Origin of the sequence: Saccharopolyspora shandongensis (genome assembly GCF_900106995.1) — a bacterium.
Lineage (GTDB): Bacteria > Actinomycetota > Actinomycetes > Mycobacteriales > Pseudonocardiaceae > Saccharopolyspora > Saccharopolyspora shandongensis.
In genome coordinates this window covers 129,060-151,407 of the sequence record NZ_FNOK01000003.1, presented here as the reverse complement: position 1 = coordinate 151,407, position 22,348 = coordinate 129,060, and the positions used below count along the sequence as shown (strand labels likewise).

Below are 22,348 nucleotides of genomic sequence, written 5' to 3'. Positions count from 1 at the left end.
AGCCGGTGCCCCGTGCCCCGGCGTCGACGCACCCACCCAGGAGGCCTCATGGGCAACCAACCCCGCGTGGTCGTCATCGGAGCCGGAATCGTCGGCTGTTCGCTGGCCGACGAGCTCACCGAACGCGGCTGGACCGACGTCACCGTCCTCGAACAGGGCCCGCTGTTCGCCACCGGCGGCTCCACTTCGCACGCCCCCGGCCTGGTGTTCCAGGCCAACCCGTGCCGGACCATGACCCGGTTCGCGGCCTACACCGCTGCCAAGTACCGCGGCCTCGACCTCGACGGCGGGTGGTGCTTCCAGTCGCTCGGCGGGCTCGAGGTCGCCGGTTCTGCGGCGCGCTGGGACGAGGTCGAGCGGCGGCACGGCTGGCTCACCTCGTGGGGCGTCGAAAGCCACCTGATCGGTCCCGACGAGTGCGCCGAGCTGCACCCGCTGGTCGATCCGGCGCGGATCCTCGGCGGGCTGCACATTCCCACCGACGGGCTGGCCAAGCCGGTGCGCGCCGCCGAAGCGCAGGCGCGGCGTGCGATGGCCCGGGGCGCGCGGTTCCTGCCCGGGCAGCGCGTCGTGTCCGTCGAGCGCGGCGGCGGGCGGGTGACCGCCGTCGTGACCGAGGAGGACAGGTTTCCCGCCGACGTCGTCATCTCCTGCGTCGGCATGTGGGGGCCGCGCATCGGTGCACTGGTGGACCTCGACGTTCCGCTCGTGCCGATGGCGCACCAGTACGCCAAGACCGGGCCGGTCGCCGCCATCGCCGGTCGCAACGACGAGCGGACCGAGGCCGGATTGCCGATCCTGCGGCACCAGGACGGCGACCTCTACTTCCGGGAGCACGTCGACCGCATCGGCATCGGCTACTACGGGCATCGCCCCCTGCCGATCGACGCCACCGACATCCGCGCCCCCGGCCAGACCGCCGAGATGCCGTCCATCGAGCCGTTCACCGCCGCCGACTTCCAGCCCGGCTGGGAGGAGGCCGTTTCGCTGCTGCCCGCGCTGGCCGACACCGAGGTCGTCGAGGGGATCAACGGCCTGTTCTCCTTCACCCCGGACGGGATGCCGCTGCTCGGCGAGCATCCCGACCTGCGCGGGTTCTGGCTGGCCGAGGCCGTGTGGATCACGCACTCCGCCGGGGTCGCCCGGGCGATGGCGCAGTGGCTCGTCGACGGGCAGCCCGCGGAGTCCCTGCACTCGTGCGATCTCAACCGGTTCGAACCCATGCAGCGCAGCCCCGAATACGTGCACGCGCGCAGCTGCCGCAGCTTCGTCGAGGTCTACGACATCCTGCATCCCCTCGAACCCGGGCAGGAGCCGCGCCCGATGCGGACGAGCCCGTTCTACGAGCGGCAGCAGGAGCTCGGCGCCGAGTTCCTCGAAGCCGCCGGGTGGGAACGCCCGCACTGGTACGCGGCCAACGCCGGGCTGCCGGAGGTCGAGGAGGTGCCCGCTCGCGGGGACTGGGCCTCGCGGTTCTGGTCGCCTATCGCCGGAGCCGAAGCTTTGGTCACCCGCAAGCGCGTCGCGCTGTTCGACATGACGCCGCTCAAGCGGCTGGAGGTGACCGGGCCCGGGGCGCTGGAGTTCCTGCAGTGGCTGACCACCAACCAGCTCGCGAAGAAACCCGGTTCGGTCACCTACACCCTGTCCCTGGACGCCGCCGGCGGGGTGCGCAGCGACCTCACCGTGGCCCGGTTGTCCGAGCAGCACTTCCAGGTCGGTGCCAACGGGAACCTCGACCTGGCCTGGATGCGGCGGCAGCTGCCCGACGACGGCCGGGTGCAGGTCCGGGACATCACCGGCGGGACCTGCTGCATCGGCGTGTGGGGACCGCTCGCGCGCGCCCTCGTGCAGCCGCTGACCAGCACCGACTTCTCGCACGAGGGCTTCGGCTTCTTCAAGAACAAGCGCGCGTTCGTCGGCGGCGTTCCGGTGACCGCCATGCGCCTGTCGTACGTGGGCGAGCTCGGCTGGGAGCTGTACACCGACGCCGACCAGGGGCGCCGGCTCTGGGACGTGCTGTGGGACGCCGGTCAGCGGCACGGGATCATCGCCGCCGGCCGTAGCGCCTTCAACAGCCTGCGACTGGAGAAGGGCTACCGGTCGTGGGGCGCGGACATGACCACCGAGCACGATCCGTTCGAGGCCGGTGTCGGGTTCGCCGTCCGGATGGACAAGGACTTCCTCGGTCGCGACGCGTTGCAGCGGCGGGAGGCCCGCCGCCGGTTGAGCCCGCTGCTGATCAAGGACCGGGAGACCGTGGTCATGGGGTCCGAGCCCGTTCACGCCGGCGGTGGCCCGGTCGGCTACGTCACGAGCGCGGCCTACGGCTACAGCATCGGCGAGAGCATCGCGTACGCCTGGCTGCCCAGCGCGCTCGCCGTGCCCGGCAACGCCGTGGAGATCGAGTACTTCGGCGAGAAGGTGCCCGCAGTGGTCGCCGAGGAGCCGCTTTTCGACCCCGAGATGAAGCGTCTGCGCAGCTGAAAGGGACACCATGACGACCACGGACCAGGAGTCCAGCCTCATCTCCACGCTGCCCGGCCACTACTACACCGACCCCGAGCTGTTCGCGCTGGAGCAGGACCGGATCTTCGGCGCGATGTGGTTCTGCGCCGTGCGCGCCGCCGATCTCGCCGCGGCCGGGCAGTTCCGGACCGTCCAGGTGGGGCGGGAGAGCGTGCTGATCGCCAGGGGCCGCGACGGCGCCCTGCGGGCGTTCCTGAACATCTGCCGCCATCGCGGCGCACGGCTGTGCGTCGCAGATGCCGGTCAGGTGAAGCGGTCCTTTCAATGTCCTTACCACGCCTGGACCTACGGCACCGACGGCAAGCTGATCGCGGCGCCGAACCTCACCTCGATGCCGGACGTCGACCGGACGCGGTACGGGCTGATCCCGGTCGCGCTGCGCGAATGGCTCGGCTACGCGTGGGTCTGCCTGGCCGACGAACCGCCGTCGTTCGAGGACACCGTGATCGAGGCCGTCTCGGGGCGGCTCGGCGGCGACGACGTGATCGGTGGTTACGGCGTCGACGGCCTCGCGCTCGGCCGCCGGATCAGCTACGACGTGCGGGCCAACTGGAAGCTGATCATCGAGAACTTCATGGAGTGCTACCACTGCGCCACGATCCACCCGGAGCTCACCGAGGTCCTGCCCGAGTTCGCCGACGGCTACGCCGCCCAGTACTACGTCGGCCACGGCGCCGAGTTCGGCTCGGACGTCGAGGGGTTCACGGTGGACGGCAGCGGCGGGTTCGGGCGGCTGGACGGCGTCGGCGACGAGCACGACCGGCGGTACTACGCGATCACGATCCGGCCCCAGGTGTTCCTGAACCTGGTGCCGGACCACGTGATCGTGCACCGGATGTTCCCGCTCGCGGCCGACCGCACGCTCGTCGAGTGCGACTGGCTGTACGCGCCGGAGGTGGTCGAGCAGGGCCGCGACGTGTCGCGCTCGGTCGAGCTGTTCCACCGGGTCAACCAGCAGGACTTCGACGCCTGCGAGCGCTGCCAGCCGGCGATGAGCTCACGCGCCTATGCCGGCGGCGGCGTGCTGGTGCCCTCGGAACACCACATCGGCGAGTTCCACGAGTGGCTGCGCGCCGAGCTCGAACCCTGAGTCACGCCCGGGCCTTGCGCATCCGGACGACCCGCGCGGCCACGAACCAGACGACCGCGACGACCACCGCCACGACGACGACCTTCTGGAAGATCCCCACGTAGGACTCGACGATCCACCAGCTCTGCCCGAGGAGGTAGCCGGCGAGCACCAGCGCGGTGTTCCAGATCAGGCTGCCGAGCGCGGTCAGCACCAGGAAGGCAGGCATCCGCATCCGCTCCACCCCGGCGGGCAGCGAGATGAAGCTGCGGAAGATCGGCACCATCCGGCCCAGGAACACCGCCTTCGTGCCGTGCCGGGCGAACCACGCCTCGGTCCGGTCCACATCGGACACCTTGACCAGCGGCAGCTTCGCCGCGATCGCGCGGGTGCGGTCGCGGCCCAGCCACGCGCCGAGGTAGTACAGCACGACCGCGCCGACCAGCGAACCGAGCGTGGTCCACAGGATCGCGCCGAGCAGGCTCATCGTGCCCCGGCTCGCGGCGAATCCGGCCAGCGGCAGGATCACCTCGCTGGGGATGGGCGGGAACAGGTTCTCCAGTGCCACCGCCAGCCCCGCGCCGGGGCCGCCGATGGTGTCCATGAGCCCGGTGATCCAGCCGACCAGTCCATCGGGCTGGGCGGTGCCGGGCTGCGCGAGGAAGTTCATGATCCGAACGCTAGGAATCCGCGGCACCGCGCGGAATGCGGTTTCCCGGCGACTCACCTGTGGAAAACCGCAGGTTGTCGCCGTGGCTAGGCTCGGATCATGCGTCGATGGTTGCGGGTGTTCCTCGGCGTCGTGCTCGGTGCGGGCACGGCGCTGGTCGAACTCGTCTTCGTGCTGTCGGCCGGTCTGGCGCTGACCGGACTGCTGATCTTGCCCCGGCTGCGCGCCCGGGTCGCCTCGCCGGCGTTCGCCGGGGCGCAGGCGATGGCCGAACTCGAACGGCGGCGCCTGGCGAAGTACCTGGACAGCAGCCATGCGGGCCGACCCGACGGCGCTCGCGCGCTGCGGTATCTCGCGGTCCGCTGCGCGGTCGGGCTGCTCGGTGCGATCGTGCTGGCCCTGATCGCCTACGGCGCGGTCGGCATGCTGGTCGAACTCGTCGAGCTCTGGATCACCGTCGGGGATCCGCTGGAAGGTCGTTCCGGCATCGAGAAGTTCTGGCTCACGGTCTACCTGATCGTTTTCTGCTCGGTGCTCGGGTTCCTGTCGTTGACCGGGCTCGCGGGCGTCGCGGTCATGGACCGCGCGCTCGGCGAGCGGTTCCTGGAACCCGACCGGGCCGAGCAGCTCCGGCAACGGGTGGAACAGCTCTCCACCACGCGCTCCGACGTGGTCGCCGCGATCCACGAGGAGCGCCGCCGCATCGAACGCGACCTGCACGACGGCGTGCAGCAGCGGCTGGTGGCGCTGGGCATGCTGATCGGCCGGGCCCGGCGCGCCGGCGACGGCGACCGGGCCGCCGAGCTGCTGCGCCAGGCGCACGAGGAATCCCAGGAGATACTCCGGGATTTCCGCGACGTCGCGTGGCGGGTCTACCCGGCCGCGCTGGACGCCGGGGGCCTGCACCCGGCCCTGGCGGCGCTGGTGGAGCGCGCCGGGATGCCGGTCGAGCTGCGGTACGAGGTGGCGCGGCGGCCGGCCGTGGAGGTGGAGGCCGTGGCGTACTTCGTGGTTTCGGAGGCCGTGACGAACGCGGCCAAGCACTCGGGCGCGGGTATCGTCACCGTCCGGGTCGATCGGGAAGAGGGGTGGCTCGTGGTTCGGGTCGACGACGACGGCGCCGGCGGCGCATCGGTGCGCGGCGCCGGGCTTTCCGGCCTGGCGCGGCGCGTCGCAGCGCTGGACGGGAAGTTCACAGTGGACAGTCCCGTCGGTGGCCCGACGACGATCGTCGCGGAGCTGCCGTGCGGGTGATCCTGGCCGACGATTCCACCCTGCTGCGCGAAGGCCTGGTGCGCCTGCTGGCGGAGGAGGGGCACGACGTGGTGGCCGCCGTCGGGGACGCGCCGAGCCTCCTCGCGGAGGTGGCGGCGTGGCAGCCGGACGTGGCCGTCGTCGACGTCCGCATGCCGCCCACGCACACCGACGACGGCCTGCGCGCCGCGCTGGAGATCCGGCGCCGGTTCCCCGGCGTCGGCGTGCTGGTGCTCTCGCAGTACGTGGAGAAGCGCTACGCGGTCGAGCTGCTCACCGGCGACACCGCGCGGGTGGGCTACCTGCTCAAGGACCGGGTGGTGCAGGTCGACGAGTTCCTCGACGCCCTCCAGCGGGTGGCCGACGGAGGCGTGGCGTTCGACCCGGAGGTGGTGCGGCGCCTGCTGTCCGGCAGCGACCGCGATCCGCAGTCGCTGCTGACGCCCCGCGAACGCGACGTCCTCGAACAGATGGCGCAGGGCCGCACCAACGCCGGCATCGCCGCGCACCTGCACATCTCGCAGAGCGCGGTCGAGAAGCACGCGAACGCGATCTTCGACAAGCTCGACCTCGCCCGCACCAGTGGCTACAGCCGCCGGGTCCTCGCCGTCCTGCACTACCTGGAATCCTGATCAGGCGTTCACCTGTTCGCGGACTCCTGCTGCGGCTGCTTGTTGCGCACCGCGAGGTAGCCGATCACCATCGCGATCCCGAGCACCGGGGTGATGTACAGCGCGATCCGGGTTTCGGCGTCGAAGGCCAGCAGCACCACGACGAACGCGAGGAACGCCAGCACGACGTAGTTGGAGTACGGCGCGAGCGGCATCCGGAAGGGCCCGGCCGGGAGCTCGCCGCGGGCGACCTTGCGCCGGTAGACCAGGTGCGCGATCAAGATCATGCCCCAGGTGAAGATGGCGCCGGCGGTGCTGGCGCTGGTGATGTAGGTGAACGCCTGCTCCGGGACGAAGTAGTTGAGCACCACGCCGATCAGCATCGCGCAGAACGTGACGGCGATGGCCCTCGAAGGCACCGCCCGGCCGCTGAGCACACCCACCGAGCGCGGCGCCTGACTGTCCTCGGACAGCGAGCGCAGCATCCGCGAGGTGGAGTAGATGCCGCTGTTGCACGACGACAGCGCCGCGGTGGTGACCACGAAGTTGATCACGCCGGCCGCCGCCGGGATGCCGATCAGGGTGAACGCGTGCACGAACGGGCTACCGCTGGCCGGGAACTGGAACCACGGGACCAGCGCGGTCAGCGCGATCAGCGCGCCCACGTAGAAGATCAGGATCCGCCACATCACCGAGTTGATCGCCCGCGGCAGCACCTTCTGCGGGTTCTTGCTCTCGCTGGCGGTCTGGCCGACCATCTCGACGCCGACGAAGGCGAACATGACGATCTGGAACGCCAGCAGCGACGAGGCGATGCCGTTGGGGAACAGCCCACCGTGGGACCAGATGTTGCTCAGCGACGCGGTGTCGCCGAGGTCGCTGAAGCCGAACACCAGGATCGCCGCGGCCAGCACGATCAGCCCGATGATGGCCAGCACCTTGATGAGGGCGAACCAGAACTCGAACTCACCGAACAGCTTCACCGCGATCAGGTTCACCCCGCTGAGCACGATCAGTGCTCCCAGGGCGGGGATCCACTGCGGAACCGTCGGGAACCAGAACTGGAAGTACTTGCCGACCGCGGTGATCTCGGCCATGCCGGTGACGATCCACACCAGCCAGTAGCCCCAGCCGACCGCGAACTTGGCCCACGGGCCGACGAACTCGCCCGCGTACTCCGCGAACGATCCGCTCACCGGGCGGTACATCAGCAGCTCGCCGAGCGCCCGCATCACGAAGAAGATCATCAATCCGGCGATCGCGTAGATCAGGATCAGGCCGGGCCCGACCTGGTGCAGCGCCTTGCCGGAGCCGAGGAACAGCCCGACCCCGATCGCCCCGCCGATCGCGATCATGTTGATGTGCCGGGTACTCAGATCCTTCCGGTACTCCTCGGCCTCTGGTTGGCTCATCGAAGCGTGACTCCTTAATCGCCAGCGTGTTTCGCTGAAACTGCGCAGATGATCCGACATTCGGGCAGTGCTGGCAAGCGATTGGGCACAGTTGAAATCGAGCCTTTTCCCAGTTCCAACATGGTCCACTTAGGACCCAGAGGCACGAAACGCCGCATTTCGGTCATTGTGGACCGAAATGCGGCGCTCGAGGCTACCCGCCGATCACATGTCAGAGGTTCGGGTACAGCGGGTGCTTGGCGGCCAGGGCCTCCACCCGCTCCCGGAGCTTCGCGCTCGCCGACTCGTCGAAGCCCGGCTTGAGCGCCTCGGCGATGACGTCGGCGACCTCCGCGAAGTCCTCCTTGTCGAAGCCGCGGGTGGCCAGCGCCGGGGTGCCGATGCGCAGCCCGGAGGTCACCATCGGCGGCCGCGGGTCGTTGGGCACCGCGTTGCGGTTGACGGTGATGCCGATCTCGTGCAGCCGGTCCTCGGCCTGCTTGCCGTCCAGCTCGGAGTTCCGCAGGTCCACCAGCACCAGGTGCACGTCGGTGCCGCCGGAGACCAGCTGCACGCCGGCCTTGGCGGCGTCGTCGGCGAGCAGCCGCTCGGCCAGGACCTGCGCGCCCTCCACGGTGCGGCGCTGCCGGTCGGCGAACTCCGGCGACGCGGCGACCTTGAACGCCACCGCCTTGCCGGCGATCACGTGCTCCAGCGGCCCGCCCTGCTGGCCCGGGAACACCGCCGAGTTGAACTTCTTCGCGAACTCCTGGTCCGCCGACAGGATCACGCCACCGCGCGGACCGCCGAGCGTCTTGTGCGTGGTGGTGGTGACGACGTGGGCGTGCGGCACCGGGCTCGGGTGCAGCCCGGCGGCCACCAGGCCGGCGAAGTGCGCCATGTCGACCATCAGGTAGGCGCCGACCTCGTCGGCGATCTCGCGGAACCGCTTGAAGTCCAGCTGCCGCGGGTACGCCGACCAGCCGGCGATGATCAGCTGCGGCTTGGACTCCCGCGCCAGCTTGGCGACCTCGTCCATGTCGACGCGGTGGTCGTCCTCGCGCACGTGGTAGGGCACCACGTTGTAGAGCTTGCCGGAGAAGTTGATCCGCATGCCGTGGGTCAGGTGGCCGCCGTGCGCCAGGTCCAGGCCCATGATCGTGTCGCCCGGCTTGAGCAGCGCGAACATCGCCGCCGCGTTGGCCTGGGCGCCCGAGTGCGGCTGCACGTTGGCGTAGGACGCGCCGAAGAGCTCCTTGACCCGGTCGATGGCCAGCTGCTCGACGACGTCGACGTGCTCGCAGCCGCCGTAGTAGCGGCGGCCCGGGTAGCCCTCGGCGTACTTGTTGGTCAGCACCGAGCCCTGCGCCTCGAGGACGGCCTGCGGTGCGAAGTTCTCCGAGGCGATCATCTCCAGCGTGCTCTGCTGGCGGTTGAGCTCGGCGCCGACCGCCGCCGCCACCTCGGGGTCCACCGCGGCCAGCTGGTCGTTGAACAGGTCCGGTGTCGACATGGTGTTGCCTCCTGTGTATTTCTCGTCAGGCATTGCGGCGGTAGAACGGCAGCTCGACGACCTGCACCGCGACGGTCTTGCCGCGGATGTCGACCTGCAGCTGCGTGCCGGGTTCGCTGTGGGCGCGGTCCACGTAGGCCATCCCGATCGGGTGGCCGAGCGTCGGGGAGGGGGCGCCGCTGGTCACGACGCCGATCTCGGCGCCGTCGGCGTCCAGCACGCGGTAGCCGTGCCGGGGCGCCCGGCGCTGCTCCGTGCTCAGGCCGACCAGCGTGCGCTCGGTGGGCTTCTCCGCCGCGGCGGCCAGCGCCTCCTTGCCGACGAAGTCGCCGGCCTTGTCCAGCTTGACCACCCGGCCGAGGTTGGCGTCGAACGGCGTGAGCTCGGCGGACAGCTCGTTGCCGTACAGCGGCATGCCGGCCTCCAGGCGCAGCGTGTCGCGGCAGGACAGCCCGGCGGGCTGCAGGCCGTGCTCGGCGCCGGACTCGGTCAGCGCCTGCCAGACCGCCTCGGCGTCGCCGGGCTCGGTGAACAGCTCGAAGCCGTCCTCGCCGGTGTAACCGGTGCGCGCCAGCAGCACGTCCTTGCCCGCGACCCGGCTGCGGTAGCCCGCGTAGTACTTGACCTCGGCGAGGTCGGTGTCCGTCAGCTGCGCGAGGATCGCGACCGCGTTCGGGCCCTGCACCGCGATCAGCGCGTAGTCGTCGGAGACGTCCTGGTGCTCGGCGTCGAAGCCGCCGATGCGCTCGGCCAGCTCGGCGGAGACCACGGCGGCGTTCGCCGCGTTGGCCACCACCAGGAACTCCTCGTCGCCGAGCCGGTAGACGATCAGGTCGTCGAGCACGCCGCCGGCGGCGTTGCAGATCATCGTGTAGCGGGCGCGGCCGGGCTTGATCGAGGACGCGTTGGCGACCAGCGCGTAGTCCAGCGCCTCGGCGGCCTGCGGCCCGCTGATCCGGATCTCGCCCATGTGGGTCAGGTCGAACAGGCCGGCGCCGGTGCGCACCGCGTTGTGCTCGGCGGTGTCACCGGAGTAGCGCAGCGGCATCCGCCAGCCGGCGAACTCGGTGAACGTCGCCCCGAGGGCTTCGTGCACGTGGTGCAAGGGTGTCTGTCGTGGCGACGACATGGTGAGACTCCTCCTGGTGGGCGCCGGTCGGCAGTCGAGGGCCGGTCAGCTCACTGAGCCCAACCTTATCGGGGACGCCTCGACCCCGACCTGCGCGGGCTTGCGCTGGTCGGGCGGTCTCCCCGGAGTCATTGGCCTGAGAGTTTCGCCGCCCGCGAGGGGGCAGCTTGCACCGTGGGCGAGAAGCGGGTGCTCCTGCTTTTCTCCGTGTTCGCCTGGTGTCGTGCGGTGCCGGTGCCTGAGAGTTTGCTGGGGAGAATTGCTCCTTCGGCGCTCCGGTCCCGGAACGGGCCGGAGTCTCTCCCGCACGACGTCGTGGGCGCGGTATTCGGTTGTGTGAACGCCGACGCTACGAACCGACGTGACCCACGTCAACCGGGCGGGTGCGTGATTTCAGGCGGTGAGCTCGCGGTACTGCTTCGCCAGGCCGTCGACCAGGGCGGCCAGGGCCAGCTCGAAGCTGTCGGCGTCGATCTCCGCCGCGTGCTCGCGGAGCAGGTGGGCCTTGTTCAGGTGCGGGAAGCGGTCGCCGTAGAGCGCCGCGTCGTCCGGGAAGCCGCCGCTGAAGGAGCCCATCGCCGAGCCCACCACCAGGTACTTCGTCGAGGCGCCGATCATCGTGGCGTAGCGCTGCGGCCAGCCCGCCCTGGTCAGGCCGCCGTGCACCGCGTCCGCCCGGCGCAGCGCGTTCTCCCGGCGGGCCGGGCCGTAGGCCAGGAACGGGACCAGGTTCGGGTGGGCGATCAGGGCGGCCCGGTAGGAGCGCGCCCAGGTGCGCAGGCCGGTCGTCCAGTCCACGTCGAAGCCCGACACGTCCACCGCGGTCATCACGCCGTCGGCGATCTCGTGCAGCAGCTCGTCCTTGGTCGACACGTGGTTGTACAGCGACGCCGCGCGGACGCCGAGGCGTTCGGCCAGCCGCCGCATGGACAGCGCTTCGAGCCCGTCGGCGTCGATGATCTCCAGGCCGATCCGCCGGATGCGTTCCGGCGACAGCCGGGGGGTGGTCGGTCTGGGCACGTCTTCTCCTCGTCGGATCCCTTGCGGCGGTCGCCGGGACCGCCTTAGGCTGCCACAAAACTAACGACGTTAGTTAGCTGGCCGCAGGAAAGGATCCCGGCGATGGTCGACTTCTCGCTGTCCGACACAGAGCGCGACATCCGCGACTGGGTGCGCAACTTCGTCCAGCGCGAACTGGTGCCGCTGGAACCGGAGGTACTGCGCCGCGAGCGCGCCGGGGAACGCGGCCTGACCAAGGACGAGCAGCGGGAACTGCAGGACAAGGCGAAGCAGGCCGGGTTCTGGGGCGTGCAGACGCCCGAGGAGTACGGCGGCATGGGCCTGTCGGCGGTGATGACGGCGCTCATCGAGGTCGAGCTCGGCCGCACCTTCGTGCCGTTCCGCTTCGGCGGCTACGCCGACAACATCCTCTACTACGCCAACGACGACCAGAAGGAGCGCTACCTGCTCCCGACGATCGAGGGCACCCGCAAGTCGTGCTTCGCGATCACCGAGCCCGGTGCCGGCTCGGACGCCAAGAACCTGCGCACCACCGCCGTCAAGGACGGCGACGAGTGGGTCATCAACGGCGAGAAGACCTTCATCACCGGCGGCATCGACGCCGACTTCGTGATGGTCTTCGCCGTCACCGACCGGGAGAAGGGCGCCAACGGCGGCGTCACCTGCTTCCTGGCCGACCGCGACGCGGGCTGGAAGTCCGAGCCGATCGACATCATGGGCCCGTGGGAGCGGCAGCCCGCGGCACTGGTGTTCGAGAACGTGCGGGTCCCGGAGCGCAACGTGCTCGGCGAGGTCGGCCACGGCTTCAAGCTCGCCATGCAGTGGATCGGCCGCGGCCGCTACCTGCTGCCCGCGCACGCCCTCGGCGCCTGCGAGCGGCTCGTCGAGATGGGCATGGAATACGCCAAGACCCGCGAGACCTTCGGCAAGCCGATCGCCGAGCGCCAGGCCATCCAGTGGATGATCGCCGACTCCGCGGTGGAGATCGAGGCGCTGCGCTGGCTCGTGCTGCAGGCGGCCTGGCAGGTCGACCAGGGCATGGACTCCCGGCACGCGCAGTCGGTGGCCAAGCTCTTCGGCGCCACCCGCGCCAACGAGATCGTGGACCGGGTCCTGCAGATGCACGGCGGCATGGGCTACACCAAGGAGCTGCCGGTCGAACGCTGGTACCGCGACCTGCGGCTGCTGCGCATCTTCGAGGGCACCGACGAGATCCAGCGCCGCACCGTGGCGCGGAACCTGCTGAAGGGCCACGCATCGATCGGCGGCGTACTCGGCTGATTCATGACCGATTTGTCGGTAGCCTGGTGGCAGCCGTAACTGTCGAACCGCCGGGAGCGACGATGTCTCTGTTCAAGAAGGTCGCCGATTTCGCCAGCAGCCCGCAGGGCCGCAAGGTGATCGACCAGGCCAAGAAGTACGCCTCCGACCCGAAGAACAAGGAGAAGATCGACCAGGTCAAGAACAAGTTGTTCGGCAAGGACGGCAAGAGCCACTGACCGATTGCCCTGACGACAGCCCCCGGTGTCCGCACCGGGGGCTGTTTCATCGGGCTCGCTACTGTGTGTAGGCATGGGGCTGATCTTGCGGCTCAATGACGACGACAACACGAAGCTCCGTGAAACTGCCGAACGAGAGGGTTGCTCGATGCACGAGATCGTGGTGACAGCGCTGCGTGAGTACTTCGCTCGTCACGATGAGTATCGGACGAACCAGGTGCGCCGGTTTCTCGCGGAGGACGCTGAGCTTCTGGAGTTGCTGACCCGGTGACCTTTGCCGCTCGTAGATCGAGTCGAAACGTGTTGCGGTGAATGGGTCTTGTGAGATGGTCGTGGAGGGTTCGGACTTGGGAGGGCACGTGATGGCGGACGACGTCCGTGGCCAGGGCAGTGCTGCCGGGGGCGCCGTGCGGGTGACCGTCGGTGCCGACGGGAAGATCGACGAACTGCACCTGGAGCCGCGGCTGCTGGGCAGCGGCGTCGCGGCCATCGCGGATGCCGTTCGGGAGGCCGTCAACGCCGCTCAGGACGACGTCGCGGCGAAGCCGCAGCCGGACCGCACGATGCAGGCGTTCGAGACGGAGCTGGACAAGCTCAGCGACGGCTTCGAGCGGGCGATCGAGAAGGTCACCAGGAACCTGGCCGAGGCGCAGAAGCGGCTGGAGCAGTAGTCGCCTGATCTGCCGACTGTGCGAGGGCGGCGCCGCCAGTAGAGTTTCGCGGGGTTGACCCGATTCCGAGCCGCGGAGGGCGCGAATGGGCAGCGCGTACGTCGTCGGGACCTTCGATACCAAGGGCGCCGAGCTGCACTACGTCGCCGCGCTGATCGCCGGCGGTCATCCCGTGGTCACCGTGGATCTGTCCACCACCGGGGGAAATTCCGACGCGGACGTGTCGGCCGCCGAGGTCGCTGCGCACCACCCGGGCGGGGCAGGCGCGGTGTTCACCGGCGATCGGGGCTCGGCGGTCGCCGCGATGGCCGTGGCGTTCGAACGGTTCCTGGCCGCGCGGGACGTCGCCGGGATCATCGGGCTCGGCGGCTCGGGCGGCACCGCGCTGATCACGCCCGCGATGCGCGCGCTGCCGGTCGGCGTGCCCAAGGTCATGGTGTCCACAGTGGCCTCCGGCGACGTTTCGGCCTATGTGGACGCCACCGACATCGCGATGTTCCCGTCGGTCACCGATGTCGCCGGGCTGAACCGGATTTCCCGCCAGGTGCTGGGGAACGCCGCGCACGCGCTGCTGGGCGCGGTGACGCGCCCGGTGCCCGCGGTCGAGGACAAGCCCGCCATCGGGCTGTCCATGTTCGGTGTCACCACGCCGTGCGTGACGGCCGTGGCCGGGCAGCTGGCCGACGACTACGACCCGCTGGTGTTCCACGCGACCGGAACCGGCGGTCGCGCCATGGAGAAGCTCGTCGACGACGGCCTGATCCGCGCCGTCGCGGACATCACCACCACCGAGGTGTGCGACCTGATCGCCGGCGGCGTGATGAGCGCGGGGGAGCAGCGGCTGGACGCCATCGCCCGCACCGGCGTGCCCTACGTCGGCTCCTGCGGCGCCCTGGACATGGTGAACTTCGGCGCGCTGGACACGGTTCCGGCGCAGTACCGGGACCGCAACCTCTACGCGCACAACCCGCAGGTCACGCTGATGCGCACGTCCGCGGCGGAATGCCGGCGCATCGCCGAGTTCATCGCCGCCAAGCTCAACGCCTGCGACGGCCCGGTGCGCTTCCTCCTCCCGGTCGGCGGAGTGTCCATGTTGGACGCCCCGGGGCGGCCCTTCCACGATCCCGAGGCGGACGCGGTGCTGTTCGAGACGCTGGAGGGCCAGGTGCGGCAGACCGGGGACCGGCGGGTCGAGCGGGTGCCGCACAACGTCAACGATCCGGAGTTCGCCGCCGCGCTGGTCGCGGCGTTCCGGGAAGTCGCCGGATCTGCCGGGAGAACCGAGTGGGAGAGAGCATGAGCCGATTCGACCGGGCCGAACTGATGCGCCGGTTCCGCGCCAAGGTCGAGCGCGGCGAGCCGATCGTCGGCGGCGGCGCGGGCACCGGCCTGTCCGCCAAGTGCGAGGAGGCCGGCGGGATCGACCTGATCGTCATCTACAACTCCGGCCGCTACCGGATGGCCGGGCGCGGCTCGCTGGCCGGGCTGCTGGCCTACGGCAACGCCAACGACATCGTGGTCGAGATGGCCCGCGAGGTGCTGCCGGTGGTGCGCCACACCCCGGTGCTGGCCGGCGTCAACGGCACCGACCCGTTCATGCTGCGTGACCGGTTCCTCGGTGAGCTGCGCGACCTCGGGTTCGCCGGGATCCAGAACTTCCCGACGGTCGGGCTCATCGACGGCACCTTCCGGGCGAACCTGGAGGAGACCGGCATGGGCTACGACCTGGAGGTCGAGCTCGTCGCCGCCGCGCGTGAGGCCGACCTGCTGACCACGCCGTACGTGTTCTCCAGCGCGGACGCGCGGGCGATGACCGAGGCGGGCGCGGACATCATCGTGTGCCACCTGGGCCTGACGACCGGCGGCGCGATCGGCGCGGAGACCGCCAAGCCGCTGGACGAGTGCGTGGCCCTGATCGACGAGTGGTCGCAGGCGGCGGCCGAGGTGCGAGACGACGTGCTGGTGCTCTGCCACGGCGGGCCGATCTCGACGCCGGAAGACGCCGCGTACGTGCTGGCCCGGACCAAGCGCTGCCACGGCTTCTACGGCGCCAGCAGCATGGAACGACTACCGACCGAGCAAGCACTGACCGAACGGACGAAAGCCTTCACACAACTGAGAAAATAGAAGAAGTCGTCTTGCGTGGCGGTGCGGGTTGCGCAGGTGGGCTAAGCGGTTGCGCCGCTTACAAAAAGGTTGGGAGGAACGGTGGCGAAGTCCTATACCAGCGCGGTGATCGAGGCCTCTGCCGAGCAGGTGTGGCAGGCGGTGCGCGACTTCAACGGCTTGCCGCAGTGGCACGTGGCGATCGAAGGCAGCGAGATCGAGGGCGGCGGCGTCGCCGACGCGGTGGGCTGCGTCCGGCATCTGACGCTCGCCGACGGCGGCGTGGTCCGGGAACGGCTGGTGTCGCTGGACGACGTCGAGCGCAGCTACACCTACGAGTTCGTGGAAAGCCCGTTCCCGGTGCGCACTTACCGCTCCACGATCCGGGTCGCGCCGATCACCGACACCGGGCACAGCTTCGTCGAGTGGTACTCGTACTGGGACGCCGACGCCGCGGACGAGGAGAAGATGGACAAGACCTTCGCGCACGGCGTTTACCGGACCGGGCTGAACGGGCTCCGGGAATTCCTGGCCCAGTAGAGGGAAGGGTGTAGACCGGGGCGGATCCGGCGGCCGTTAGAGTCGGGCGCGTGCCAAGCAGCGCCACAATTTCTGAAGCAGACACTGCCCAGGCCGATCGCGTAGTCGTCACCGGTGGCACCGGTTTCGTCGGCAGAGCCGTGGTTCGTGCCTTCCTGGAGCGCGGCACGCCGGTCACCACCGTCGGCCTGCAGGACCCGCCCGCCGAGTTGCGCAGCGAGCTGCTGACCCACGTCGACGGCGACCTGCGGGACCCGGCGGTGCGGGAGGCGGCGGTCCAGGCCGGCACGGCGGGGATCATCCACCTGGCCGCGATCACCTCGGTGCTCCGCTCGGTGGACCAGCCCGCCGAGACCTACGCCAGCAACGTCGCGGTCACCCAGGAACTCCTGGAACTGGCCCGGATCCGCGGCATCAGGCGGTTCCTGCTCGCCTCCACCAACGCGGTGGTCGGCGACATCGGCCGCGGCACCATCTCCGAGGCGCTGCCGCTGCGCCCGCTCACGCCCTACGGCGCCACCAAGGCGGCGTGCGAGATGCTGCTCTCCGGCTACGCCGGGGCGTACGGGCTGGCCACCTGCGCGCTGCGCTTCACCAACATCTACGGGCCCGGCATGGGGCACAAGGACAGCTTCATCCCGCGGCTGATGCGCGCGGCCGCGGCCGGCAGCGGCGTCGAGGTGTACGGCGACGGCTCGCAGTCGCGGGACTTCGTGCACGTCGACGACGTCGTGCAGGGCGTGCTCGCCGCGTGGGACGAGGAGTACACCGGCACCGTGGTGATCGGCTCGGGGCGCTCGATCTCGGTGCTGGAGCTCATCGACGCGGTCCGCGCGGCCACCGGCGAGGACGTGCCGGTCACCCACGTGCCGGCCAAGAACGGCGAGATGCCCGCGGTGATCGTGGACGTATCCAAGGCGCAGCGGGAGCTCGGCTACCGCCCGAACGTCGAGCTCACCGAGGGTCTTCGCACGGTCTGGGCGGACTTCCGCGGGGCGCGATGAGCGCGGCGCTCGCGCGCGCCCTCCGCCGGCACTGGTTGCTGGCGCTGCTCCTGCTCGCCGGGCTGGCCCTGCGCATCGTCGTGCAGCTGGCCTACCGGCCCGCGCTGCTCTACATCGACTCGTTCCGCTACCTCGACGACGTCGGGGCGTTCTTCCCGGGCGGCATCAACCCGATCGGCTACGAGCTGTTCCTGTGGCCGCTGCTGAAGATCGGCGGCCTGACCTGCGTGGTCGTGGTGCAGCACCTGCTCGGCCTCGGGCTCGGCATCGGGATCTACGCGCTGCTGCGGCGTTTCGGGGCCCGGACGTGGCTCGCGGCGCTGGCCGCCGCGCCCGTGCTGCTGGACGCCTACCAGCTGCAGATCGAGCAGAACATCATGTCCGATCTGCTGTTCCAGGTGCTGCTGCTGGTCGCGATCTACGTGCTGACCTGGTGGGGCGCGCCGGGCCCGAGGCTCGCCGCGCTGGCCGGGATCGTGCTCGCCGCGGCGGTGGTGGTGCGCGTCGTGGGCGTGACGCTGGTGGTTCCCGCCGCGGCGTTCGTGCTGCTGGCGACCGGTTGGCGGCCGCGGGAGGGCTGGTCGCGGCGATTGATCGCCGCCGGTGCGCTCGTCGGCGGGTTCGCGGCCGGTGTGTTCGGCTACTCGCTCTATCACCTGACGTGGACGGGTTCGTTCGGCCTCGGCGGCTCCGGCGGCGGCGCCCTGTACGGCCGCGCCGCGGCGGTCGCCGAGTGCGACAACCTGGACCTGACGGTCGAGGAGAAGCTCGTCTGCCCGAACGAGCCGCTGGAACGCCGCGCCGCCAACGGCATCGACTTCTACATCCACTTCTGGAACGTCCAGGAGAACGTCGCGAAGTTCCTGCCGGTGGACATGGACGTCGCCGCCGCGCAGGGCTCGTTCACCCGCAAGGTCCTGCTGCAGCAGCCGCTGGACGTGCTCGGCGGGATGGCCGGCGACTTCTTCAAGGGATTCGCCCCGACCCGCACCCAGACCCCCGGCGACGTGCCGCTGGACCGCTGGCAGTTCCAGGCGGTCTACCCGATGTTCGCCCCCGACTGGTACGTCGCGGAGTGGGCGGAGCTCTACGGCGGCGGCACGTACTCGGTCGACCCGGCGCTGGCCGGATTCCTGCGCGCCTATCAGCTCGGCGGCGGCTACACGCCGGGCATCGGCCTGGGCGGCGCGCTGGTGGTCGCGACGCTCGCGGTGCTCGGCGTCGGCCGGGCCCGCAGATCCGGGCTGCGGGCGGTGTGCCTGCTGCCCGCCGGACTGGCGACCACCGTGCTGGGCACCGCCGCGGCGATGGAGTTCTCCTGGCGCTACCAGTTGCCGGGCTTGATCCTGCTCCCGCTCGCGGGTGCGCTCGGCGTGACCGCCCTGATCGCACGACCCGAATCCCCAAGGAGAGTTGAAGAATGCCCACGACCTTCCCGAGCGAGGTGGACCGCGCGGCGCTGGAGGACTACGCCGCGCGCTACGGCGACCAGTCGTTAGCGCCGGCGGTCGTGCTGATCGCCGCCTACAACGAGGAGGAGTCGCTCGGCGAGGTGCTCGACGGGATCCCGGCCTACAGCTGCGGCCTGGACGTGGACAAGCTGGTAGTGGTCGACGGCGCGACCGACGACACCGCCAAGGTCGCGCTGAAGCACGGCGCGCAGACCTGCGTCGTCCCCACCAACCGCGGGCAGGGCGCCGCGCTGCGGCTCGGCTACCACCTGGCGGCCGAGCGCGGAGCGCGCTACATCGTCACCACCGACGCCGACGGCCAGTACGACATCGCGGAGCTGCCCAAGCTGCTGCGCCCGCTGATCGACGACCGCGCCGACTTCGTCACGGGATCCCGCCGGCTGGGCAGCAACGAGCGGCCGGCGCTGATCCGCCGCGTCGGCACCTACGTGTTCGCCTGGCTGGTCACCGCGCTGACCGGGCAGCACATCACGGACACGTCGTTCGGGTTCCGCGGCATGCGGGCCGAGGTGCCCAACTCGGTGACCCTGGAGCAGCCGCAGTACCAGTCGTCCGAGCTGCTGGTCGGCGTGCTCAGCCGCGGCTACCGGGTGCTGGAGCAGCCGATGCGGATGCTGCCGCGCACGGCCGGGGTGAGCAAGAAGGGCGGCAGCTTCCGCTACGGCTACCGCTACGCGCGGGTCGTGCTCGGCACCTGGTGGCGGGAGCGCCGGAACACCAACCGGTCGATCAGGAAGAACTTGACCACGAACATCACCGCGTAGGTCGCGAGGAACGCGCCCCAGACGACGGCGACCTGACCGGCCCGGGCGTCCGGGAACAGCGCGTGCGCCAGCGACTCGGCGTGGTGCGTGGCGAGCGCGGCCAGCAGCGCCGTGCCCACGGAGATCGCGCCGTAGCGCAGGATCTCGCCGCGCAGCGCGGCCCGCCCGCCGCCGCCCCAGGTGCGCCGGTTGAGCACGAAGTTCGGGATCGCGCCGGAGAGCCACGCCAGCACGGTCGACGCCACCGGCGTGGCACCGAGCGAGTAGGACAGCAGGAACACCAGCTGGCTGATTCCGGTGGCCACCACCGACGCGGCCGCGAAGCGGCCGAGCAGCCGCCAGTACCGGCTCCTGGTGCTGGTCTGCTGCGCCATTCGGGCTCCGTTCCGATGCGATTCGGCCAGGCCGCACCATACCGAGTCCGGACTCAGCGAATTCTCAGTGCGGGGCAAGGAAAAGGGGAGTTGGTCATGGAATGGTCACGAGATGAGACCATGCCGGGTGTTTGTATCCAACGGGTGAACTGGAGGAGTTAAGGCGTGCGAATCCTCGTCCTCGGAGGGGACGGCTACCTCGGCTGGCCGACCGCTCTGCACTTGTCCGACCGCGGTCACGAGGTCGCGGTCGCGGACAATTACGCCCGCCGGGGCTATGACCACGAGCTCGGCGTGGACAGCCTCGTGCCGATCGAACCCATGCAGGTCCGCCTGGACGCCTGGCGCGAGGTCTCCGGCAAGTCGATCAAGTCCTACTACGGGGACCTGGTCGACGGCGAGTTCACCGAGGCGATGATCGCGGACTTCCGGCCGGACGCGGTCGTGCACTTCGCGGAGCAGCGGGCCGCGCCGTACTCGATGATCGACCGCAGGCACGCGGTCTACACCCAGCAGAACAACGTGATCGGCAACCTCAACGTGCTGTTCGCGATCCAGCAGGTCGACCCGGACATCCACCTGGTCAAGCTGGGCACGATGGGCGAGTACGGCACGCCGAACATCGACATCGAGGAAGGCTGGCTGGAGGTCACCCACAACGGGCGGACCGACCGGATGCTGTACCCGAAGAAGGCCGGCTCGTTCTACCACCTGAGCAAGGTGCACGACAGCCACAACATCGAGTTCGCCTGCCGGGCCTGGGGCCTGCGCGCCACCGACCTCAACCAGGGCGTCGTCTACGGCCAGGAGACCCCGCAGACCGCGCGCGACGTGCGGCTGGCGACCAGGTTCGACTACGACGCGATCTTCGGCACGGTGCTCAACCGGTTCGTCATCCAGGCCGTGCTCGGCCACCCGCTGACGGTGTACGGCACCGGCGGCCAGACCCGCGGCCTGATCGACATCCGCGACACCGTCGAATGCATCCGGCTAGCCGCGGAGAACCCGGCCGACCGCGGCGAGTTCCGGGTGTTCAACCAGATGACCGAGAAGTTCTCGGTGGGGGAGATCGCCAAGATCGTGGCCAACGGCTACGGGGGGCCGATCGAGATCGAGTACCTGGACAACCCGCGGGTCGAGCAGGGCGAGCACTACTACAACGTCCGGCACACCGGGCTGGTCGAGCTGGGGCTGGAGCCGCACCTGCTGTCGGACACGCTCATCGAGTCGCTGTTCCGGGTGGCGGACAAGTACAAGGAGCGGGTCGACGTCGCCGCCATGCGGCCTACCGTCAATTGGCGCCACGCCGCGAATCCGCTGCGTGCGGATCGCTGAACGACGGGTGCTGCAACTGGGCTCACGACTGGGCCGCGTGGCGGCTGGAATATACCAACGCGGCCGGGCACACTTGAGCACTAACGCCGCGGTCGCCGCCGTCGATCGCGGCCGGTAACGGGGAGCGGTGCCCCGGGCGCGGAGCGTGACTTCGCACCCGGGGCGCCTACCGTGTGTCGGGGGGCTTCCACACGGTCTACCGAACAGTAACTCGTTCGGTTGATCTCGGCGATACGGCACGTGGGTAAACCTTCACCGTCCGGAGGCGGATCGGGTCAGTGCCCGACCGGCTCGGCGGCTTGCTCGCCCACCTCGGTCGTCGCCCGCCGCTCCGCCCGGATCACGCGGACCGTGTAGACCAGCGCCGCGACCCAGGCCACGACGATCGCCGCGTAGATGATGGTCGGCGACGGAGCGGGCAGCTCGAAGTTCTTGATCAGCGTCCGGGCGTTGGTCAGCACGATCAGCCCGCCGGCGCCGACCCCGATCAGCCGCATCGGCACGATGCGCACCAGGTAGGCCGCCAGCGGCGCCGCGAGCACGCCGCCCAGCAGAAGGGCACCGACCGTGGTCCAGGACAGCTCCTGGTGCGACAGCGAGGTCAGGAAGCCCAGGCTCGCCGCGGCGGCGATGAGGAACTCGCTGGTATCGACGGAACCGATCACCTTGCGCGGCTCGATCTTGCCGGTGCTCAGCAGCGTCGGCGTCGCCACCGGGCCCCAGCCGCCGCCACCGGTGGCGTCCACGAACCCGGCCACCAGGCCGAGAGGGGCCAGCAGCTTCGGGCTGACGCCGGTGAGCCGGCGGCGCTGCAGCGGGCGGATCGCGAACCGCAGCAGCACGTAGAGGCCGAGCGCGAGCAGGATCGTGGACATCCACGGCTCGGCGGCCTCGGTGGAGAGGTTGCTCAGCGCGGTGGCGCCGAGGAACGCGCCGACGGCGCCAGGCACGCCGAGGGTGAGCACCACCTTCCAGTCCACGTTGCCGAACTTCCAGTGCGACAGGCCGGAGGCGACCGAGGTGCCGAGCTCGGCGAGGTGCACCGAGGCCGACGCCAGGGCCGGCGTGAGGCCGGCGGTGAGCAAGATCGTCGTGGACGTCACCCCGTAGGCCATGCCGAGTGAGCCGTCGACCAGCTGCGCGACGAAACCGCCGATGGCGAAGATCAGGAATGCTTGCACGATGTCTCCGTAGGTGCGTGCGTGAGTACCGGCGTGGGCGCGCGACGAGCCGCGATGCGGCGCTGCGCAGCCGGGCGAGATCCGGTTCGGGGTGGGGAGAAGAGGCAGCGGGCGGGTCTACCGCGCGCACCGACACCCTGCGGAGGTGACGCGGAGCAGGTCGACGTGGAGGCGCTGCACGAGCAGCCGCCACTGATCACCAGGCGTCATGCGGGA

General features: G+C 70.2%; 22 protein-coding genes and 2 riboswitches. Of the genes, 15 read left to right on the top strand and 7 right to left on the bottom strand.

Annotated elements, in window-relative coordinates; all coding sequences use genetic code 11:
- The first annotated feature begins 48 nt into the window (after window positions 1-48).
- Window positions 49-2,487 (top strand): GcvT family protein, encoded by a 2,439-nt coding sequence (locus BLW84_RS04030; RefSeq protein ID WP_093261408.1) that lies wholly within the window; start codon window positions 49-51, stop codon window positions 2,485-2,487.
- A gap of 10 nt (window positions 2,488-2,497) precedes the next feature.
- Window positions 2,498-3,619 (top strand): aromatic ring-hydroxylating oxygenase subunit alpha, encoded by a 1,122-nt coding sequence (locus BLW84_RS04025; protein ID WP_093261406.1) that lies wholly within the window; start codon window positions 2,498-2,500, stop codon window positions 3,617-3,619.
- 1 nt (window position 3,620) lies between these two features.
- Here the strand turns inward: BLW84_RS04025 and BLW84_RS04020 are convergent, their stop codons facing one another.
- Window positions 3,621-4,268: a DedA family protein gene (locus tag BLW84_RS04020; protein ID WP_093261404.1), complete on the bottom strand. Its 648-nt coding sequence runs from the start codon at window positions 4,266-4,268 to the stop codon at window positions 3,621-3,623.
- 99 nt (window positions 4,269-4,367) lie between these two features.
- On the opposite strand from BLW84_RS04020, the gene BLW84_RS04015 reads away from it, so the two are divergent.
- Window positions 4,368-5,522, top strand: a complete 1,155-nt coding sequence (locus BLW84_RS04015) for a sensor histidine kinase (protein WP_093261402.1) — start codon at window positions 4,368-4,370, stop codon at window positions 5,520-5,522.
- The gene (locus tag BLW84_RS04010; protein ID WP_093261401.1) at window positions 5,513-6,154 is read left to right on the top strand and encodes a response regulator; all 642 of its coding nucleotides are present in this window, start codon (window positions 5,513-5,515) and stop codon (window positions 6,152-6,154) included. The genes BLW84_RS04015 and BLW84_RS04010 overlap by 10 nt, the downstream gene beginning before the upstream one ends.
- Window positions 6,155-6,162: 8 nt before the next feature.
- Here BLW84_RS04010 and BLW84_RS04005 read toward each other — a convergent pair whose 3' ends face one another.
- The 4 genes from BLW84_RS04005 to BLW84_RS03990 all read right to left on the bottom strand — a co-directional run bounded on the left by BLW84_RS04005 (window position 6,163) and on the right by BLW84_RS03990 (window position 11,186).
- Entirely contained in the window at window positions 6,163-7,545 is a 1,383-nt protein-coding gene (locus BLW84_RS04005) for an amino acid permease (protein WP_093261397.1), read from the bottom strand.
- Between the two features lie 211 nt (window positions 7,546-7,756).
- The gene (gene glyA / locus BLW84_RS04000) at window positions 7,757-9,037 is read right to left on the bottom strand and encodes a serine hydroxymethyltransferase (protein WP_093261394.1); all 1,281 of its coding nucleotides are present in this window, start codon (window positions 9,035-9,037) and stop codon (window positions 7,757-7,759) included.
- Between the two features lie 25 nt (window positions 9,038-9,062).
- Entirely contained in the window at window positions 9,063-10,166 is a 1,104-nt protein-coding gene (gene gcvT, locus BLW84_RS03995) for a glycine cleavage system aminomethyltransferase GcvT (protein WP_093261392.1), read from the bottom strand.
- A 115-nt stretch (window positions 10,167-10,281) separates the two neighbouring features.
- A riboswitch (glycine riboswitch) is annotated at window positions 10,282-10,382 on the bottom strand.
- Window positions 10,383-10,482, bottom strand: a riboswitch (glycine riboswitch).
- Window positions 10,483-10,559: 77 nt separating this feature from the next.
- Window positions 10,560-11,186, bottom strand: coding sequence for a TetR/AcrR family transcriptional regulator (locus BLW84_RS03990; RefSeq protein ID WP_093261390.1), 627 nt, complete (start codon window positions 11,184-11,186; stop codon window positions 10,560-10,562).
- Between the two features lie 102 nt (window positions 11,187-11,288).
- Between BLW84_RS03990 and BLW84_RS03985 the strand changes: the two genes are divergently transcribed.
- The 10 genes from BLW84_RS03985 (at window position 11,289) to BLW84_RS50120 (ending at window position 19,242) form a co-directional block, all read left to right on the top strand.
- The gene (locus tag BLW84_RS03985) at window positions 11,289-12,467 is read left to right on the top strand and encodes an acyl-CoA dehydrogenase family protein (protein ID WP_093261388.1); all 1,179 of its coding nucleotides are present in this window, start codon (window positions 11,289-11,291) and stop codon (window positions 12,465-12,467) included.
- 62 nt (window positions 12,468-12,529) lie between these two features.
- Window positions 12,530-12,685: a hypothetical protein gene (locus BLW84_RS47220; protein WP_177226269.1), complete on the top strand. Its 156-nt coding sequence runs from the start codon at window positions 12,530-12,532 to the stop codon at window positions 12,683-12,685.
- Between the two features lie 73 nt (window positions 12,686-12,758).
- Window positions 12,759-12,956 (top strand): CopG family transcriptional regulator, encoded by a 198-nt coding sequence (locus BLW84_RS45995; protein ID WP_143060856.1) that lies wholly within the window; start codon window positions 12,759-12,761, stop codon window positions 12,954-12,956.
- A gap of 91 nt (window positions 12,957-13,047) precedes the next feature.
- Window positions 13,048-13,356, top strand: a complete 309-nt coding sequence (locus tag BLW84_RS03980) for a YbaB/EbfC family nucleoid-associated protein (RefSeq protein ID WP_177226268.1) — start codon at window positions 13,048-13,050, stop codon at window positions 13,354-13,356.
- 85 nt (window positions 13,357-13,441) lie between these two features.
- A complete protein-coding gene (locus tag BLW84_RS03975; RefSeq protein WP_093261383.1) occupies window positions 13,442-14,656 on the top strand; it encodes a Tm-1-like ATP-binding domain-containing protein in 1,215 nt (404 codons plus the stop codon).
- Entirely contained in the window at window positions 14,653-15,483 is an 831-nt protein-coding gene (locus BLW84_RS03970; protein WP_093261381.1) for a phosphoenolpyruvate hydrolase family protein, read from the top strand. The genes BLW84_RS03975 and BLW84_RS03970 overlap by 4 nt, the downstream gene beginning before the upstream one ends.
- Before the next feature lie 81 nt (window positions 15,484-15,564).
- Window positions 15,565-16,002 (top strand): SRPBCC family protein, encoded by a 438-nt coding sequence (locus BLW84_RS03965; protein ID WP_093261379.1) that lies wholly within the window; start codon window positions 15,565-15,567, stop codon window positions 16,000-16,002.
- A gap of 50 nt (window positions 16,003-16,052) precedes the next feature.
- The gene (locus BLW84_RS03960) at window positions 16,053-17,006 is read left to right on the top strand and encodes an NAD-dependent epimerase/dehydratase family protein (RefSeq protein WP_093261377.1); all 954 of its coding nucleotides are present in this window, start codon (window positions 16,053-16,055) and stop codon (window positions 17,004-17,006) included.
- Complete coding sequence (locus BLW84_RS03955) at window positions 17,003-18,505, top strand: hypothetical protein (RefSeq protein ID WP_342743100.1); 1,503 nt, start codon at window positions 17,003-17,005, stop codon at window positions 18,503-18,505. The genes BLW84_RS03960 and BLW84_RS03955 overlap by 4 nt, the downstream gene beginning before the upstream one ends.
- A complete protein-coding gene (locus BLW84_RS50120) occupies window positions 18,427-19,242 on the top strand; it encodes a glycosyltransferase family 2 protein (RefSeq protein ID WP_342743099.1) in 816 nt (271 codons plus the stop codon). The genes BLW84_RS03955 and BLW84_RS50120 overlap by 79 nt, the downstream gene beginning before the upstream one ends.
- Here the strand turns inward: BLW84_RS50120 and BLW84_RS03950 are convergent.
- Window positions 19,149-19,616: a GtrA family protein gene (locus BLW84_RS03950; protein ID WP_093261375.1), complete on the bottom strand. Its 468-nt coding sequence runs from the start codon at window positions 19,614-19,616 to the stop codon at window positions 19,149-19,151. The genes BLW84_RS50120 and BLW84_RS03950 overlap by 94 nt on opposite strands.
- 165 nt (window positions 19,617-19,781) lie before the next feature.
- On the opposite strand from BLW84_RS03950, the gene BLW84_RS03945 reads away from it, so the two are divergent.
- A complete protein-coding gene (locus BLW84_RS03945; RefSeq protein ID WP_093261373.1) occupies window positions 19,782-20,951 on the top strand; it encodes an NAD-dependent epimerase/dehydratase family protein in 1,170 nt (389 codons plus the stop codon).
- A 275-nt stretch (window positions 20,952-21,226) separates the two neighbouring features.
- Here BLW84_RS03945 and BLW84_RS03940 read toward each other — a convergent pair whose 3' ends face one another.
- Window positions 21,227-22,132: a sulfite exporter TauE/SafE family protein gene (locus BLW84_RS03940; protein ID WP_093261372.1), complete on the bottom strand. Its 906-nt coding sequence runs from the start codon at window positions 22,130-22,132 to the stop codon at window positions 21,227-21,229.
- Window positions 22,133-22,348: the final 216 nt, after the last annotated feature.

Excerpts from the sequence above, each read along its gene's own strand:
- BLW84_RS03975 (WP_093261383.1), top strand. The coding sequence starts at position 13,442 with ATGGGCAGCGCGTACGTCGTCGGGACCTTCGATACCAAGGGCGCCGAG.
- glyA (WP_093261394.1), bottom strand. The coding sequence starts at position 9,037 with ATGTCGACACCGGACCTGTTCAACGACCAGCTGGCCGCGGTGGACCCC.
- BLW84_RS03985 (WP_093261388.1), top strand. The coding sequence starts at position 11,289 with ATGGTCGACTTCTCGCTGTCCGACACAGAGCGCGACATCCGCGACTGG.
- BLW84_RS04015 (WP_093261402.1), top strand. The coding sequence starts at position 4,368 with ATGCGTCGATGGTTGCGGGTGTTCCTCGGCGTCGTGCTCGGTGCGGGC.
- gcvT (WP_093261392.1), bottom strand. The coding sequence starts at position 10,166 with ATGTCGTCGCCACGACAGACACCCTTGCACCACGTGCACGAAGCCCTC.
- BLW84_RS04005 (WP_093261397.1), bottom strand. The coding sequence starts at position 7,545 with ATGAGCCAACCAGAGGCCGAGGAGTACCGGAAGGATCTGAGTACCCGG.
- BLW84_RS04025 (WP_093261406.1), top strand. The coding sequence starts at position 2,498 with ATGACGACCACGGACCAGGAGTCCAGCCTCATCTCCACGCTGCCCGGC.
- BLW84_RS03955 (WP_342743100.1), top strand. The coding sequence starts at position 17,003 with ATGAGCGCGGCGCTCGCGCGCGCCCTCCGCCGGCACTGGTTGCTGGCG.
- BLW84_RS03970 (WP_093261381.1), top strand. The coding sequence starts at position 14,653 with ATGAGCCGATTCGACCGGGCCGAACTGATGCGCCGGTTCCGCGCCAAG.
- BLW84_RS04030 (WP_093261408.1), top strand. The coding sequence starts at position 49 with ATGGGCAACCAACCCCGCGTGGTCGTCATCGGAGCCGGAATCGTCGGC.
- BLW84_RS50120 (WP_342743099.1), top strand. The coding sequence starts at position 18,427 with ATGCCCACGACCTTCCCGAGCGAGGTGGACCGCGCGGCGCTGGAGGAC.
- BLW84_RS45995 (WP_143060856.1), top strand. The coding sequence starts at position 12,759 with ATGGGGCTGATCTTGCGGCTCAATGACGACGACAACACGAAGCTCCGT.
- BLW84_RS04020 (WP_093261404.1), bottom strand. The coding sequence starts at position 4,268 with ATGAACTTCCTCGCGCAGCCCGGCACCGCCCAGCCCGATGGACTGGTC.
- BLW84_RS03950 (WP_093261375.1), bottom strand. The coding sequence starts at position 19,616 with ATGGCGCAGCAGACCAGCACCAGGAGCCGGTACTGGCGGCTGCTCGGC.
- BLW84_RS47220 (WP_177226269.1), top strand. The coding sequence starts at position 12,530 with ATGTCTCTGTTCAAGAAGGTCGCCGATTTCGCCAGCAGCCCGCAGGGC.
- BLW84_RS03980 (WP_177226268.1), top strand. The coding sequence starts at position 13,048 with ATGGCGGACGACGTCCGTGGCCAGGGCAGTGCTGCCGGGGGCGCCGTG.